11 protein-coding genes and 1 other RNA gene are annotated in these 14,739 nt (G+C 66.7%); 7 read left to right on the top strand and 5 right to left on the bottom strand.

From position 1 onward, the window contains the following. Positions 1 to 71 precede the first annotated feature (71 nt). Complete coding sequence (locus G3N96_RS17165; RefSeq protein ID WP_206137925.1) at positions 72 to 5,333, bottom strand: autotransporter outer membrane beta-barrel domain-containing protein; 5,262 nt, start codon at positions 5,331 to 5,333, stop codon at positions 72 to 74. Positions 5,334 to 5,968: 635 nt separating this feature from the next. Beyond that, positions 5,969 to 6,880 carry a class II glutamine amidotransferase gene (locus G3N96_RS17170; protein WP_124576505.1) on the bottom strand — a complete coding sequence of 304 codons (912 nt, stop codon included), beginning with the start codon at positions 6,878 to 6,880 and terminating at the stop codon, positions 5,969 to 5,971. A 205-nt stretch (positions 6,881 to 7,085) separates the two neighbouring features. On the opposite strand from G3N96_RS17170, the gene pyrC reads away from it, so the two are divergent. Next, positions 7,086 to 8,150: a dihydroorotase gene (gene pyrC, locus G3N96_RS17175; protein WP_206137926.1), complete on the top strand. Its 1,065-nt coding sequence runs from the start codon at positions 7,086 to 7,088 to the stop codon at positions 8,148 to 8,150. 68 nt (positions 8,151 to 8,218) lie between these two features. Continuing rightward, positions 8,219 to 8,630: RNase P RNA component class A (gene rnpB / locus G3N96_RS17180), an RNA gene on the top strand. Between the two features lie 70 nt (positions 8,631 to 8,700). Here the strand turns inward: rnpB and G3N96_RS17185 are convergent. After that, positions 8,701 to 9,165 carry an OsmC family protein gene (locus G3N96_RS17185; RefSeq protein WP_172625585.1) on the bottom strand — a complete coding sequence of 155 codons (465 nt, stop codon included), beginning with the start codon at positions 9,163 to 9,165 and terminating at the stop codon, positions 8,701 to 8,703. Positions 9,166 to 9,583: 418 nt separating this feature from the next. Further along, positions 9,584 to 9,892 carry a DUF1090 family protein gene (locus tag G3N96_RS17190; RefSeq protein WP_206137927.1) on the bottom strand — a complete coding sequence of 103 codons (309 nt, stop codon included), beginning with the start codon at positions 9,890 to 9,892 and terminating at the stop codon, positions 9,584 to 9,586. A gap of 311 nt (positions 9,893 to 10,203) precedes the next feature. On the opposite strand from G3N96_RS17190, the gene rplM reads away from it, so the two are divergent. From rplM to erpA, 3 genes are all read left to right on the top strand, one after another. Then, positions 10,204 to 10,632, top strand: coding sequence for a 50S ribosomal protein L13 (gene rplM / locus G3N96_RS17195; protein ID WP_009687896.1), 429 nt, complete (start codon positions 10,204 to 10,206; stop codon positions 10,630 to 10,632). 11 nt (positions 10,633 to 10,643) lie between these two features. Continuing rightward, a complete protein-coding gene (gene rpsI / locus G3N96_RS17200) occupies positions 10,644 to 11,036 on the top strand; it encodes a 30S ribosomal protein S9 (protein WP_011883283.1) in 393 nt (130 codons plus the stop codon). Positions 11,037 to 11,255: 219 nt separating this feature from the next. Continuing rightward, positions 11,256 to 11,627 (top strand): iron-sulfur cluster insertion protein ErpA, encoded by a 372-nt coding sequence (gene erpA, locus G3N96_RS17205; RefSeq protein WP_011350956.1) that lies wholly within the window; start codon positions 11,256 to 11,258, stop codon positions 11,625 to 11,627. A 112-nt stretch (positions 11,628 to 11,739) separates the two neighbouring features. Here erpA and G3N96_RS17210 read toward each other — a convergent pair whose 3' ends face one another. Beyond that, positions 11,740 to 12,888: an anhydro-N-acetylmuramic acid kinase gene (locus G3N96_RS17210; protein ID WP_206137928.1), complete on the bottom strand. Its 1,149-nt coding sequence runs from the start codon at positions 12,886 to 12,888 to the stop codon at positions 11,740 to 11,742. 142 nt (positions 12,889 to 13,030) lie between these two features. Here G3N96_RS17210 and tyrS point away from each other — a divergent pair, with 142 nt between their 5' ends. Both tyrS and dtd read left to right on the top strand, forming a co-directional pair. Further along, the gene (tyrS, locus tag G3N96_RS17215) at positions 13,031 to 14,272 is read left to right on the top strand and encodes a tyrosine--tRNA ligase (protein WP_206137929.1); all 1,242 of its coding nucleotides are present in this window, start codon (positions 13,031 to 13,033) and stop codon (positions 14,270 to 14,272) included. Further along, the gene (dtd, locus tag G3N96_RS17220) at positions 14,269 to 14,727 is read left to right on the top strand and encodes a D-aminoacyl-tRNA deacylase (protein ID WP_011350959.1); all 459 of its coding nucleotides are present in this window, start codon (positions 14,269 to 14,271) and stop codon (positions 14,725 to 14,727) included. Before tyrS ends, dtd begins: the two co-directional genes overlap by 4 nt. Positions 14,728 to 14,739: the final 12 nt, after the last annotated feature.

Raw genomic sequence — 14,739 nt, forward strand, 5'->3', positions numbered from 1 at the left:
GCCGATACGAAAACCGCCCTGCCGAGCGCCGGGCGGTTTTTTTTCGTCCGCCGTGACGCGGGTGAGCGCCGTTACCAGCTGTAGCGGTAGCCGACCTGCCCGACGATGCCGCGCCGGTAGTCGCCGCCGATGTTGCGCGCGATCTTCGCGTTCGCGTACAGCTCGCCCGACTTGCCGAAGCCCGCGGTCACGCCGACGCCGAGTTCGTACCACGTGCGGCCGAGATGCGTCGCGAACGGCGTACCGCCGACGACGGTCTGGCCGGGCGACAGGAAGTCGTGCAGCACGTCGGCCGTGAAGTACGGCGTGGCGGCGCCGCCGCCCGAATCCGACTGGAGGTTCGGCCGGAAGATGCGCACGCCGACGCGGCCGCGCAGCGCGTTCGTCGTCGTACCCGATACCGCCGAGACGTTGTCGTTGAACCCGTTCAGCTTCAGGTACTGGTACATCAGCTGCGCCTGCGGCTCGACCGCGACCGGCAGCGCGCCGATCGCGAACGGCTTGCCGACTTCCTGCGACAGCGCGATGCCGAAGCCGTTCTGCGACGCCTCGTTGCCATAGCTGTCGCGGTAGCGGTTGCCGTAGTGCGTGACCTGCCCGACGCTGTCGAAGTACGTGCCGTCGGACAGGTACTTCGTCCAGTAGCCGCCGATGCTCTGCGCATGCATCTCGACCGAACCCGTCGACGTCGACAGGTTGGCCGTATCGGCGCGCGCCATGTCGCTGAAGCTTGCGTTCGACACGCCGATGCTGGCCGTCACGCCCGCATGCGTGCTGTCGCCGCCGTTCGGTGCCTGGTCGAGCGTCCAGTCCTTGCCGAACTGCGCGAAGAACGTCCGCTCGTCGGCCGCGAAGCGCCCCGCGTTCGCGTCGAGGCTCTGGCCGCCGATGCGCCCCCACACGCCGTCACGATTGCCCGGCTGCTGCTTTTCGAGGTTGTAGATGTCGCCGACACGCTCGTGCAGTTTGCCGAGCGTGGAGAAGCCGTAGTCGGCGTTGAGCAGCGGCGTGAGGGCATAGCCCGAGACCCCGGGGCGATACGCGAGCGTGCCGCCGTTGCCATTCCCGTTGTTGCCGCCGTCACCGCCGCCGGACGGGTGGATCGGGTCACCGGGGTCCGACGGATCGAGTTGCGACCGCAGGTACCAGCCGTTCGCGTCGGCTTGCCCGCCGCGATAGAGCCGGTATTCGTACGCACCCGCCTGCACGGGGCCCGCGAGCTGGAACGCCGATGCGGTGGTCGTGCCGCCGTTGGCCGTGACGACCACCGGAATCCCGTCGCCCTTTGTCTGCGCGCCGGTGCCGGCCGTGTTGGCGATCTTCAGGCCCGTCGTGCCGCTCGCGGCGCCGCCGTTCACGATCACCCGATCGGTCGGCGACGCGTCGGCGCCGAGGAACGTATTGAGCGCGATCGTGCCGCCGTTGCCGACGTAGCTGCCGGTCGTCAGCGTCTTGTAGCTGCCTGCGAGCGTCGGCGAACCGGTCGGTGCGGCGAATGCGACGAGGCCCGCGTTGTTCAGGCTGCTCAGCACCGAGCTGCCCGTCATGCGCCACGTGCTGGTGTTGTCGACGGTCAGTGCGACCGGATCGATCTTGCCGGTCAGCGTCGTGCCGTTCGCGAGGAACACGTTGCCGGTGCTCGAAGCGTCGGAGACGATGTCGCCGGCCAGAGTCACGGCCGAAGCGGTGAAGGTGGCGTGGCTGCCGGTCGACAGGTCGAGCAGCGTGCCGTTGCCGGCCGTCACGACCGTGCCGTTGCGCACGGCGATGTCGGCCGTGCCGCCGCGCACGGCGAAGGCCGGCCCGGTGGCGGACGTGACGCTGCCGCCATCGACGAGCACCGAACTCGTCGCGCCGTTTGCGAGCGTATCGGACGTCAGCACGCCGGCCGCCGCACCCTTGAGCGTCGTGCCGGTCAGCGCGAGGACGCCGCCGCTGTCGGCGGTGGCGCCGTTGCCGGCGGCGCTGGCGATCGTCGAGCCTGTATCGCCGATGCGGCCGCCGTTTTGCGCGACGAGGCCGTCGGACGTCGCGCCCGATGTGGTGATCTTCGCGCCCGACAGCAGCGCGGTCGCGCCGCCGGTCGTCACGATCGCGGCCGAACCCGCGCCGGTCGTCGCGACGGTCGTACCGTTGGCCGCCAGCGTCGAATCCGCCCCCGACACGAAGAAGCCGCGTGCGTTGTCGCCGCTGGTCCGGACGACGGTCGCCGCATCGGTCGCGATGCGCGCGCCGGCCCCCGTCGACGACAGGCCGTCGGCGCCACTGCCGGTCGTGCCGATCTGCGTGCCGGCCAGCGCGAGCGTCGCGTTCGTCCCCTGGTTGTCGATCCCCTTGCCCGAGCCGCCGACCGCGATCGATGTCGCGCCGGCCGCGAGCCCGCCGCTGGTGACGGTCGAGTCGATCAGCACGCCGTCGGCGCTGCCGTTCGAGATCACGGTGCCGGCGCCCGACAGCGCGACCGATGCGCCGGTGCCCGTCAGGTGGACGCCCGCGATGCCGTCGTCGGCTTCGATCGAACCGGCGTTGGCGAGCGTCGCCGACGCACCCTGCACGAGCGCGCCGGTGCCATTGGATACGCGGATCGTCGACGCGTTGTTCACCGTGCCGAGCGCGCCGATCACGACGCCGGTCGAGCCGGCGCCCGTCAGCAGCACCGTGTCGCGGTTCTCGAGCGTGCCGAGGTTCTGCGCGACGAAGCCGGTCACGCCGGCCGTCGATGACGTGACAGCGGCGTGGTTGGTGAGCGTCGTCGCGACCGGTGCGCCGGCATTGGCGCCGGCGAGATCGTGCGCCTGGCCGTCGACCACGCCGGCGATCGCACCGGCCGCGTTCAGGTTGATCGTCGCGCCCGCGTCGATCGTGCCTTGCGCGCCGCCTTCGACCGCGATCGCGATGCCGTTCGCGCCGTTGACGTTGTAGATCGCGTTGCCGGTCGACAGCACGGTGCCGGCGTCGGTCGCGAGCACGCCGTGCGCGCGCTGGCCGTTGACGTCGGTCGTCAGCGCGCCGGCCGTCGACGTGCCCGTATAGGCCGCGCCGCCCGCGACGCGGAACAGTGTCGAATCGTCGGTGTCGACGCTCAGGTGCTGCGCGGCGACGTTGATCTTCGAGCCCGCGCCATACGCGTAGAAACCGATCTGGCTGGTGCCCGACATGAAGGCCGGCACGGCATTGGCGCCGACGTTGATCGTCGCGCCCGAGCGTGCATGCACGCCGATCGCGCCGGTGCCCGTCAGGTTGAGCGCGCCGTCGAGCGTGGCCGTGGCGCGCGGCCCTTCGGCCCACACGCCGTAGTTGCGCGTGCCGGAGGCCGGATCGAGGCCGCCGGCGACGTTGATCGTGCCGCTCGACAGCGCGGACGTTGCCTGTGCACCGGTGCCGACGACCATGATGCCGATGCCGTTCACGCCATTCAGCGTGATGGTGCCGGTGTTGGTCACGGTCGCGGCCGTGTTGGCCGCGAGCATGCCGACGTTGGCGAGCGGCGTGCCGGACGCCGCGCCGTTGACGACGATCGCGCCCGCATTGGTCAGCGTGCCGGACGCCGAACCGATGCTCGCCAGCGCGGCGCCGTTCTGCGTCTGCGAGCCGATCACGATCGTGCCGAGGTTGCTAGCGGTGCCGGAATCGCCGAGCAGGATGCCGTATGCGTGCGCGGCGAGCGCGACGTCGCTTGCCGTTCCGCCGGGCGCGTACTGCGCCGAGCGGCCGAGGGTGATCGTGCCGCCCGCTTCGTTGGTGAAGCTGCCGCCATCGACGAGGCCGCCGATCACCTGGCTGTCGAGCGTCGTCGCATTGACGCCGACATTGATCGTGCCGGCGTTCGACGCGGTCGCGCCGCCTGTCACGGCGACCGCGTAGTTCTGCAGGTCCGGCTGGTTGCCGTCGAGCGTCCACGCGCCGACGTTCATCACGCCGTGGTTGACGAACGACGTGCCCGCGCCGTTCGCAAACACGCCGTTGCCTTCGGTGTACGCGTGGTAGCCGAAGTTGTTCGGCGGCGTGCTGCCGCTCGTGTCGAAGTCGTCGCCGGACGCGTACCCGGACGAGATCACGCCGTTGTTGACGCCGCTTGCCCCACTCAGCAGGCGCACCAGCGTGAAGTCGCCCGACAGGCGCCCGTCGTTGATGAAGTGCGCGCCGTTTTCCGCGAGGACGGCCGAGCTCGAGTCGATCGTGTTGACGCCGCGGAAGTCGATCTGGCCGTCCTTGCCGATCTGCAGTGTCGCGTTCGCGCCCGTGCCGTGCATCGCCGACAGGAAACCGATCGGCAGCGTGTTCTTGTCGCCCGGGGACACGTTGTTCTGATACTGGAAGGATTGCTGCGAGAACGTGACGGCCTGGCCGAGCGCGCTGTCGTAGGCGGCCTGCGAGCCGAGCGCGCCGCTTTGCACCGAGCGCACGAGAAAGTCGTTGTACGCGGCGAGCGATGCGGCGTCGGTGACCTTCCACGTGCTGCCGTCGAATGCGGTGAAGGTGCCCGCGTAGGCCGGCACGTCGAGCTGACGGCTGCCGATGGCGCCGCCGTCCGCAAGGTAGTCGCCGGTGGTGAACCGGACCTGGTTGCGCGAGTTCCAGGTGACGGTGCTTTTCGCGGCGCCCGTGCCGTCCGCGAAGGTCAGGTCGGTCTGCTTCGCGGCCATCTCGATCGCGTTGCCGGCTGCATCGGGCGCGTTCGCCGCATTGCCGATCGACACGTTGAGCGTGCCGCCGGTGGCGGCGACGGTGCCGATGCGCGTGTTCACGTACTGATCGCCGTTCACGTCGTGGTAGACGGGCACCGCGGTCGCGCCGGCCGTCGACGCGGAGAACGCGGACGAGTCGTAGGTCGCGACCGACGTGCGCGTGCCGGTGATCGAGTCAGGGGTGCTGACGCTGTGGGTCTTGCCGCCGAGCGACAGCAGCGGCTGGTTCGGGTTGCCCGACACGATGGTCGTGCTGCCGATCGGCGTGAGCGTGTAGCCGGGGTCGCCGCCGGCGCCGGTCCACGCGCCCGACACACCGATGGTGTCGCCGCCCGAGACGGTGGCGGAGCCTGCCAGGTTGTCGTTGACGGTTGGGCCGAAACTGCCGGGCGCGCAGGTGCCGCCGTTCGCGACGGCCGTGCCGCCGCCGCACGTCGATGCGTACGCGGAACCGGCCGACAGCGCGGCCAGCGCAACGCCGGCTACCGCGATGCGAAGCGAGGTCCGGCATGTTGCCGCGTATGCGGCGCGGCGGCTCGCGCAAGAAGCGCTGCCCGAACGCTTGCCGCGCGCCCGTGCCGTTTCCGCAACCGCGACCCAGCAGCCGGTGGTCTCGCTCCATATCGATCGAAATGAATGATTCACGACAAGCCCCTCTCTCTTCTTTTGATGTGGTTTTCACCGCGGCGCAGTGAAATCGCAATCCGCGGTGGAGAATGGCGTGAATGGGTGTGCGGCGGCCGTGGCCGTTTCTCCGCGAATCGCAATTCGTTACACCGAGGATGGGCGGAGTCTATTGATCGGGCGTGTGATCGATTGTCGGGAAGATAACAAAAGCGGAAATCATGTCGATTTCATCCGGTATTTCTGGATTGTGTGATGAATCGAACTGAAGGCCTTGTCGGGTAAGGGTCAGGCGGATTCTGGTGATGTGAGTTGGCGATTGCCTGCTCGGTGAGGTGGCGCACGTTTTACGCCAGATCGGTGCGTTAAAATGCCGCCGCCCGGATTATATGCTTTTCGACCGTATATTATTTTTCGCCGTTTAATTGCTTTCGTTTGAAATAAATTAAATCAAGCGAATATTGTGTGACGGCGCTTCGATATACCGGACTTTAGTCCGGATGAAGGGAGATCGGTGCGGGGATGGCCATTTACGCCGATAGCGAACGTCGCTGAATCGCCTGCGTACCACGCCACCGCTCCGATCGGATGCGGCGCGCTACCGACTTGCCGCACAGCGGCGAAAACGTGATGGGAAGAGGGCGTGGGCGCTGGGCTCAGAAGTCGATCGCGTCGTCGGAATCGACTTCGGCGGCGGTGGCGAGCACCTCGCGCGTGTCGCGCGGCGCCGATGCCGACGCGTCGAGCGATGGATTGCGCAGCTTCTCGAGCACGCGTTCCGGCACCGGGATCCGCATCCGCGCGGCGACGTCGCCGCACTGGAACATGATCAGCTCGCCCGGCTCGAACGCAGTCCAGACTTCATTGTCGGTGAGCGGCTGCGTCGCGATCACCGCGACGCGATCCTCGGGCGTCGTGTATTTCGCGAAGTCGATCGACAGGTCTTCGTCGACGAGGTGCGCGGTCGAGAACGGCCAGCGCCGCACGAGGTAGTGCAGCCGCGTCGAGCAATGCGCGATCAGCGCCTGGCCGTTCGACATCAGGAAGTTGAACACGCCGTGATCGGTGATGCCGCGCGTCAGCTCGCCGACGCGCTCGAACAGTTCGGGCAACGGCGGCTGCGCGCCGGGGAACGCTTCACGCAGCCCCTGCATCAGCACGCAGAACGCCTGTTCGCTGTCGGTCGTGCCGACCGGATGGTAGACGCTGCCGTCCATGTCCGGTGCGTAGTCCTGCAGGTCGCCGTTGTGCGCGAAGATCCAGTGCCGGCCCCACAGCTCTCGCATGAACGGATGGCTGTTCTCGAGCAGGATGTGGCCTTGCGTCGCCTTGCGGATGTGCGCGATCGTGTTCTTGGACTTGATCGGGTAGCGCTTCACCATTTCTGCGATCGGCGACGTGGCCGAGGCCTGGTGATCGATGAACAGGCGGCAGGCCTTATCTTCGAAGAACGCGATGCCCCAGCCGTCGGCATGGTGATCGGTGAGCCCGCCCCGGGCCGCGAAACCTGTGAAGGAGAATGTGACGTCCGTCGGCGCGGCGCAGTTCATTCCTAAGAGTTGGCACATTTTACTTGGGGCGGCAGGCTCAGGCGGGGGGTAACGAACCGGGCGAACCCCGGTACAATGCGGCTTCTAGCATATCACCGAGCCATGAGCGGTAAAAAGCGGATTCCGCCGGCCGAAGGCCCCGTGTTGCGGTTTGCCGTCAGTCGGCCCGCGCACGCGCGTTCCGGCCCCGCCGATGGCCAGCCCGTTCCTCACGACGCCTCCTATGACTGCCTCGAACGCTTCCTCCCCGGCGACGCTCTCGCTCGCCCGTCCCGACGACTGGCACTTGCACCTGCGAGACGGCGACATGCTGGCCGCCGTGCTGCCGCACACCGCGCGCCAGTTCGGCCGCGCCATCGTCATGCCGAACCTGAAGCCGCCGGTGACGACCACCGCGCAGGCGCAGGCCTATCGCGAGCGTATCCTCGCCGCGCTGCCGGCCGGAATGACGTTCGAACCGCTGATGACGCTGTACCTGACCGACAACACGCCGCACGACGAAATCCGCCGCGCGCGCGAAAGCGGCTTCGTGCACGGGGTGAAGCTGTATCCGGCGGGCGCGACGACGAATTCCGACCATGGCGTCACCGATCTCGCGAAATGCGCGAAGACGCTCGAGGCGATGCAGGAAACCGGCATGCCGCTGCTCGTGCACGGCGAGGTGACCGATGCGTCGATCGACCTGTTCGACCGCGAGAAGGTCTTCATCGACCGCGTGATGACGCCGCTGCGCCGCGATTTCCCGGGCCTGAAGGTCGTGTTCGAGCACATCACGACGAAGGACGCGGCCGACTACGTGCGCGACGCCGACGCGGCGCCCGGCCTGCTCGGCGCGACGATCACCGCGCATCACCTGCTGTACAACCGCAATGCGCTGTTCGTCGGCGGGATTCGCCCGCATTACTACTGCCTGCCGGTGCTGAAGCGCGAGACGCATCGCGTCGCGCTGGTCGAGGCCGCGACATCGGGCAATCCGCGCTTCTTCCTCGGTACCGACAGCGCGCCGCACGCGCGCGACGCGAAGGAAACCGCGTGCGGCTGCGCGGGCTGCTACACGGCGCTGCACGCGCTCGAACTGTATGCGGAAGCGTTCGACGCGGCCGGTGCGCTCGACAAGCTGGAAGGCTTCGCGAGCTTCTTCGGCGCCGATTTCTACGGGCTGCCGCGCAGCGCCGAGACGGTCACGCTGCGTCGCGAGGCGTGGGAACTGCCGCGCGAGATCTTCGCGGGCGATACGCCCGTCGTGCCGCTGCGCGGCGGCGAGACGATCGGCTGGAAGCTGGCGTAAGCCGCCGCGCCGTCGCACGAACCCGGCCCCATGCGGCCCGCGGCGCGCAGTGCTAGAATGCGCGTCGCAAAGCAGGCCAGGCAGTCGCGGCCTCGCCGCCTTCGGGCGCGCGGGGGCGAGGAAAGTCCGGACTCCACAGGGCAGGGTGATGGCTAACGGCCATCCGTGGCGACACGCGGAACAGGGCAACAGAAAGCAAACCGCCGATGGCCCGGCGCAAGCCGGGATCAGGTAAGGGTGAAACGGTGCGGTAAGAGCGCACCGCGGCGACGGCGACGTTCGCCGGCACGGTAACCTCCACCCGGAGCAATTCCAAGTAGGCAGGCGCGCATTTTCGGATGCAGGACGGGGCCCCCGTCTCGTCTGCGGGTAGGAAGCTTGAGCGCGTCAGCAATGGCGCGCCTAGAGGAATGGCTGCCACGCGTTGCGCGCTTCGGCGCGCAGCGTGCACAGAATCCGGCTTATCGGCCTGCTTTGCGGTTCGAATGCGAAAGGGCCGGCGTCTCCCCTCGGAGCGCCGGCCCTTTTTTCATGCGCGCTCGCCGTGCATTCAGCCGGCGACGATGTCGAACGAATGCGTGAGTTCGGCCGTCTTCGCGATCATGATCGACGCGGAGCAATACTTGTCGTGCGACAGGTTGATCGCGCGTTCGACCGTGGACGGGTTCAGGTTGCGCCCGGTGACGGTGAAGTGGAAGTGCACCTTCGTGAACACTTTCGGATCTTCACTCGCGCGCTCGGCCTTCAGCGTGACCGAGCAGCCGCTGACTTCCTGGCGGCTCTTCTTCAGGATCAGCACGACGTCATAGGCCGTGCAGCCGCCGGTGCCGAGCAGCACCATTTCCATCGGGCGCGGCGCGAGGTTGTGGCCGCCGCCTTCGGGCGCGCCATCCATCGTGACGAGGTGGCCGCTGCCGGTCTCGGCGGAAAACGCCATGCCGTCCTGACCCATCCAGCTTACTTTGCATTCCATGCTTGCACTCCAGCGTTGCCTGATTCGGATTCGATCCGGCATTGTAGCCCGCTGCGCAACGGACGGCTGATGCGCTGCACGACGCGCAATGCCGAAGGCGCGCGACCGACGCGCCGGACGGCCAATTCCCGCTCGGATTTAGGGGTTTTGCTCTAGAAGAAGGTATTTTCGATCCTGTTCGACGGGATCAGGTGATTGATTTCAAAGGGGAAAATGGAATTTTCAAACGCGACGCGAAATATTCCGCATTATGGTGTTTGATTTCGTAATGCAAATTTTCTTGTGAAGTCGCCGACGCGTTCGTATAATGAGCCTCATTGGTTGTCGCGCTGCGGCAACCTCCGAATGTCTCCTCCACCCTCCTCCTATGGTGGATTAAGCCCGAACCAGCCGTTCGGGCTTTTTTTCGTCCCATGCAAACATCGGCGCGCGGCTTGCGCGGCCCGGCATTCCGGCATCGTTACGCAGGTTGCTTTGCGTCCGACTGTGGCGTCGCGCCACCGGACGGCGTGCCGGGTGAGCGTGCATCAGGTGCCGGCACGTGGACGGCCGACGCGTGGCCGTGCCCGCGCGCGCAGAAGTGCCGGACGCGTTCGCGCACCGCGCGCAGGCGCGCGACGCGATCCTCGGCATGGGCGGCACGGGCTTCGGCAATGCGTGTATCGAGTGCGTCGAGCTTGGCTTCGCAGTCGGCCTGGGCGGCAACGGCGGGCGCTGCGGCGGCCAGCAGGCTCGCCGCAAGGAAGGGCGTAAGTCGTTGATTCATCATGCTTGTTTGTTGTTTTCCAGATTCGGCCGGTCTGGCGCGGGAGGGTCATGTGCCGCGCGTCGATGGGTGCCTCCTTGGGCGCTCGGTTCGCCTGGCTTGTCGGGGCACGAGAGGATTTTGGCCCATTTCGGCCGCCGTGGACACGGGAAGTGGATTCCCTTTGACCGCCTTGCCGTATTTCCTTTATAATTCAGGGCTTTTCCGCATTCGTGCCCACGGAAAAAGAACAGGGAGAGCCTGCACCGCGCCTCGAAGCGCACACAGACAAGCAGGAAGAACACATCGGGCAAAGCAATTTTTTTGGATCGATCATGAAGACGTTTTCCGCAAAAGCCCATGAGGTGACGCGCGAATGGTACGTGATTGACGCGACGGATAAGGTTCTCGGCCGTGTTGCCAGCGAAGTGGCACGCCGTCTGCGCGGCAAGCACAAGCCTGAGTTCACCCCGCACGTCGACACTGGTGATTTCATCATCATCATCAACGCAAGCAAGTTGAAGGTCACGGGCAACAAGACTCTGGACAAGAAGTACTACCGTCACTCGGGCTACCCGGGCGGTATCTATGAAACGACGTTCGGCAAGATGCAAGAACGCTTCCCGGGCCGCGCGCTCGAGAAAGCGGTCAAGGGCATGCTGCCGAAGGGCCCGCTCGGCTACGCGATGATCAAGAAGCTGAAGGTCTACGCTGAAGCTACGCATCCGCATTCGGCGCAACAGCCGAAGGCGCTCGAGATCTAAGGGGAGCCCACATGATCGGTAACTGGAACTACGGTACGGGCCGCCGCAAGAGCGCAGTCGCACGTGTCTTCATCAAGGCTGGCAAGGGCGACATCATCGTCAACGGCAAGCCCATCGCTGACTACTTCTCGCGCGAAACGTCGCTGATGATCGTGCGTCAACCGCTGGAACTCACGAACCACGGCCAGACGTTCGACATCAAGGTCAACGTCAACGGCGGCGGCGAAACGGGTCAGGCAGGTGCAGTGCGCCACGGCATCACCCGTGCACTGATCGACTACGATGCGACGCTGAAGCCGTCGCTGTCGAACGCAGGCTTCGTCACGCGCGATGCACGTGAAGTCGAGCGTAAGAAGGTTGGTCTGCGCAAGGCACGTCGCGCAAAGCAGTTCTCGAAGCGTTAATTCCGCTTCATGGCTTCGCCGCTCCCGGGCGGCGTCTGCCCGAAAAACCGCCAGCTTTTGCGCTGGCGGTTTTTTTTATGTCTGCTTCCAGGCGCGTGCTGCCGCGGCCCGCGCGGGCGTGTTTGATGAAATCGACAAGAACCTATTGATTTCATGGACTTCAGCACGATCTTCTGATCGGCCCTACAATAGCGGCTAAAGCTTTTTGGAGAGTTCGCAATGAACGCTGTTACCGAATCCGCAGCAACGACGGCCGAAATGCCGGTTCCGTTCGTCTTCACCGACGCCGCAGCCGACAAGGTCAAGCAACTGATCGACGAAGAGGGCAATCCCGACCTGAAGCTGCGCGTGTTCGTGCAGGGCGGCGGCTGCTCCGGCTTCCAGTATGGCTTCACGTTCGACGAGGAAGTCAACGAGGACGACACCGTGATGAACAAGAACGGCGTCCAGCTCCTGATCGACTCGATGAGCTACCAGTACCTGGTCGGCGCCGAGATCGACTACAAGGACGACCTCAACGGCGCCCAGTTCGTGATCAAGAACCCGAACGCGAGCACCACCTGCGGGTGCGGCTCGTCGTTCTCGGTCTGAGCACACGGCAGATCCGACCCGGTTCGCCGGAATGAAAAACGGGGCTTCATGCCCCGTTTTTCATTCCCGTTCGCGTTGGCGATGCGGCGCCCGCCGTGCGGCAGGCGCAGCGTCAGCGCGGATAGAGCGCGCCCAGCACACGATTGCCGGCTGCGCCCGTGACCGTCGCGAGATTGCCGGGCTGGCGTGCGGTGAAGCGGTACGCGAGCCACGCGAATGCGAGCGCCTCGACCTGCTGCGGCGGCACGCCGAGCGCGGCCGTCGTATCGACCGTGGCCGGCACGCCGGCCTCGCGCAGTGCGTCCCGGAGTGCGTCGAGCAGCACCGGATTGCGTGCGCCGCCGCCGCAGACGAACACGGCCTTGCAGCCCGCTGCGTGCTGCGCGATCTCGCGTGCGACCGACACGGCCGTGAGCGCGGTAAGGGTCGCCTGCACGTCCTCCGGCGCGACCTGCGCGAACGCGGCGAGCTTCGCGTCGAGCCATGCGGGATTGAACAGGTCGCGCCCGGTGCTTTTCGGCGGCGGTGCGGCGAAATACGGCTCGTCGAGCAGCGCATCGAGCAGCCGCGCGTGGACGGTGCCGCGCGCGGCGAACTTGCCGCCGTCGTCGTACGGCTTGCCGAGATGGCGGGTCGCCCATTCGTCGAGCAGCGCGTTCGCGGGGCCGCAGTCGAAGCCGCGCACGTCGCCGCCTTCGCCGGGCAGGATCGTGATGTTGCTGATCCCGCCGAGATTGCAGACGACACGCGTTTCGCCCGGCGCGCCGAACACCGTCGCATGGAAGGCCGGCGCGAGCGGCGCACCATGGCCGCCCGCGGCGACGTCGCGGCTGCGGAAATCGGCGATCACGTCGAGCTGGGTCAGCTCGGCGAGCAGCGCCGGGTTGTTGATCTGCCGCGTATAGCCGCGCTCGGGGCGATGGCGCACGGTCTGGCCGTGCACGCCGATCGCGCGGATCTCGTCGCGCGACAGCCCGGCCGTGCGCTGCAATTCGTGGCAGCACACCGCATAGCGCGCGACCAGCGCATTCGCCGCGAGCGATTCGCGGTCGATTTCATCGTGGCCGGGCTGCTGCAGCGCGAACAGTGCGTCGCGCAGCGATTGCGCGAAGCCGACGAACGCTTCCGCGAGCACGACCGGCGCACGGCCGGCCTCGAAGCGCACGGCGACGCCATCGACGCCGTCCATGCTGGTTCCCGACATCAGCCCGAAGTAGATGCCGTCGGCCGGATGGGCATGTTGCGGCTGTCGTTGCGGCACGTTGGGTTCTCCTGGATCGTGCGGCGCGGGCCGGTGCCGCGCGCCTTGCGCCCGATTATCCGCGCAACGTGACGTGCCGTTAAGCGATGGGCGCGCAAGTTATGGGAAAATCCCTGTTTTTGCGACATTCTTCCTGGCACCGATGAGCACCGAACCCAGTTCCAAGCCTGTTTTCCCGATCACCGACGAAGTCCGGCATGCGCTCGCCGTCACGAAGCGCGGCGTCGACGAGCTGCTGGTCGAGGAAGAGTTCGCGCAGAAGCTCGCACGCAGCGCGGCGACGGGCACGCCGCTTCGCATCAAGCTCGGCCTCGACCCGACCGCGCCCGACATCCACATCGGCCATACGGTCGTGCTGAACAAGATGCGTCAGCTGCAGGATCTCGGCCACACGGTCATCTTCCTGATCGGCGATTTCACGTCGCTGATCGGCGACCCGTCGGGCCGCAACGCGACGCGCCCGCCGCTCACGCGCGAGCAGATCGAGTCGAACGCGAAGACCTACTTCGAGCAGGCCGCGCTCGTGCTCGACCGCGACAAGACCGAAATCCGCTACAACAGCGAATGGTCGATGCCGCTCGGCGCGGACGGGATGATCAAGCTCGCGTCGCGCTACACGGTCGCGCGGATCCTCGAGCGCGAGGATTTCACGAAGCGCTTCCAGGGCGGCGTGCCGATCTCGATCCACGAATTCTTGTACCCGCTGATGCAGGGCTACGACTCGGTCGCGCTGAACGCGGACCTCGAGCTCGGCGGCACCGACCAGAAGTTCAACCTGCTGGTCGGCCGCGAACTGCAGAAGCAGTATGGCCAGGAACAGCAGTGCATTCTCACGATGCCGCTGCTCGAAGGCCTCGACGGCGTCGAGAAGATGTCGAAGTCGAAGGGCAACTACGTCGGCATCAGCGAGCAGCCGAACGACATGTTCGGCAAGCTGATGAGCATCTCGGACACGCTGATGTGGCGTTACTTCGAGCTGCTGTCGTTCCGTGCGATGGACGAGATCGACGGCTTCAAGCGCGAGATCGAAGGCGGCCGCAACCCGCGCGACTTCAAGGTGCTGCTCGCGCAGGAAATCGTCGCGCGCTTCCACTCGCAGGCCGACGCCGAGCGTGCGCTCGAGGACTTCAACCACCGTGCGAAGGGCGGCGTGCCGGACGACATTCCGTCGGTCACGCTCGCGGGCGCGCCGCTCGCGATCGGCCAATTGCTGAAGCAGGCCGGCCTCGTGCCGTCGACGAGCGAGGCGCTGCGCAACATCGAGCAGGGCGGCGTGAAGATCGATGGCGCGACCGTGTCGGACAAGGGCCTGAAGGTCGAAGCCGGCGAGTTCGTCGTGCAGGTCGGCAAGCGCCGCTTCGCACGCGTCACGCTGACCGCATGATCGCGCTGATCCAGCGCGTGAAGCGCGCCGACGTGCGCGTCGGCGATCGCACGACGGGCGAGATCGGCGCGGGCCTGCTCGCGCTGGTCTGCGCGGAGCGCGGCGACACCGACGCAGCGGCCGACAAGCTGCTCGCGAAGATGCTCGGCTACCGCGTGTTCAGCGACGCCGCCGGCAAGATGAACCTGCCGGTGTCGAATATCGACGGCGAAGGCCGGGCGGGCGGCCTGCTGCTCGTGTCGCAGTTCACGCTGGCGGCCGATACCAACAGCGGGCTGCGTCCGAGCTTCACCCCGGCCGCGCCGCCCGACGAAGGCGCGCGGCTGTTCGACTATTTCGTGGCGGCCGCGCGGGCGCGCCATCCGGTCGTCGAGACGGGCGAGTTCGGCGCCGACATGCAGGTGTCGCTCGTCAACGACGGCCCCGTGACGTTCTGGCTGCAAGTGCGGCCCTGATTCTTCCCCGGA

Origin of the sequence: Burkholderia sp. Se-20373, assembly GCF_017104705.1 — a bacterium.
Taxonomy (GTDB): Bacteria; Pseudomonadota; Gammaproteobacteria; order Burkholderiales; family Burkholderiaceae; genus Burkholderia.

What these genes read in the sequence shown, in the direction of transcription:
- G3N96_RS17170 (WP_124576505.1), bottom strand. Translation starts at nt 6,880, where the DNA reads ATGTGCCAACTCTTAGGAATGAACTGCGCCGCGCCGACGGACGTCACA.
- pyrC (WP_206137926.1), top strand. Translation starts at nt 7,086, where the DNA reads ATGACTGCCTCGAACGCTTCCTCCCCGGCGACGCTCTCGCTCGCCCGT.
- G3N96_RS17185 (WP_172625585.1), bottom strand. Translation starts at nt 9,165, where the DNA reads ATGCCGGATCGAATCCGAATCAGGCAACGCTGGAGTGCAAGCATGGAA.
- G3N96_RS17190 (WP_206137927.1), bottom strand. Translation starts at nt 9,892, where the DNA reads ATGATGAATCAACGACTTACGCCCTTCCTTGCGGCGAGCCTGCTGGCC.
- rplM (WP_009687896.1), top strand. Translation starts at nt 10,204, where the DNA reads ATGAAGACGTTTTCCGCAAAAGCCCATGAGGTGACGCGCGAATGGTAC.
- rpsI (WP_011883283.1), top strand. Translation starts at nt 10,644, where the DNA reads ATGATCGGTAACTGGAACTACGGTACGGGCCGCCGCAAGAGCGCAGTC.
- erpA (WP_011350956.1), top strand. Translation starts at nt 11,256, where the DNA reads ATGAACGCTGTTACCGAATCCGCAGCAACGACGGCCGAAATGCCGGTT.
- tyrS (WP_206137929.1), top strand. Translation starts at nt 13,031, where the DNA reads ATGAGCACCGAACCCAGTTCCAAGCCTGTTTTCCCGATCACCGACGAA.
- dtd (WP_011350959.1), top strand. Translation starts at nt 14,269, where the DNA reads ATGATCGCGCTGATCCAGCGCGTGAAGCGCGCCGACGTGCGCGTCGGC.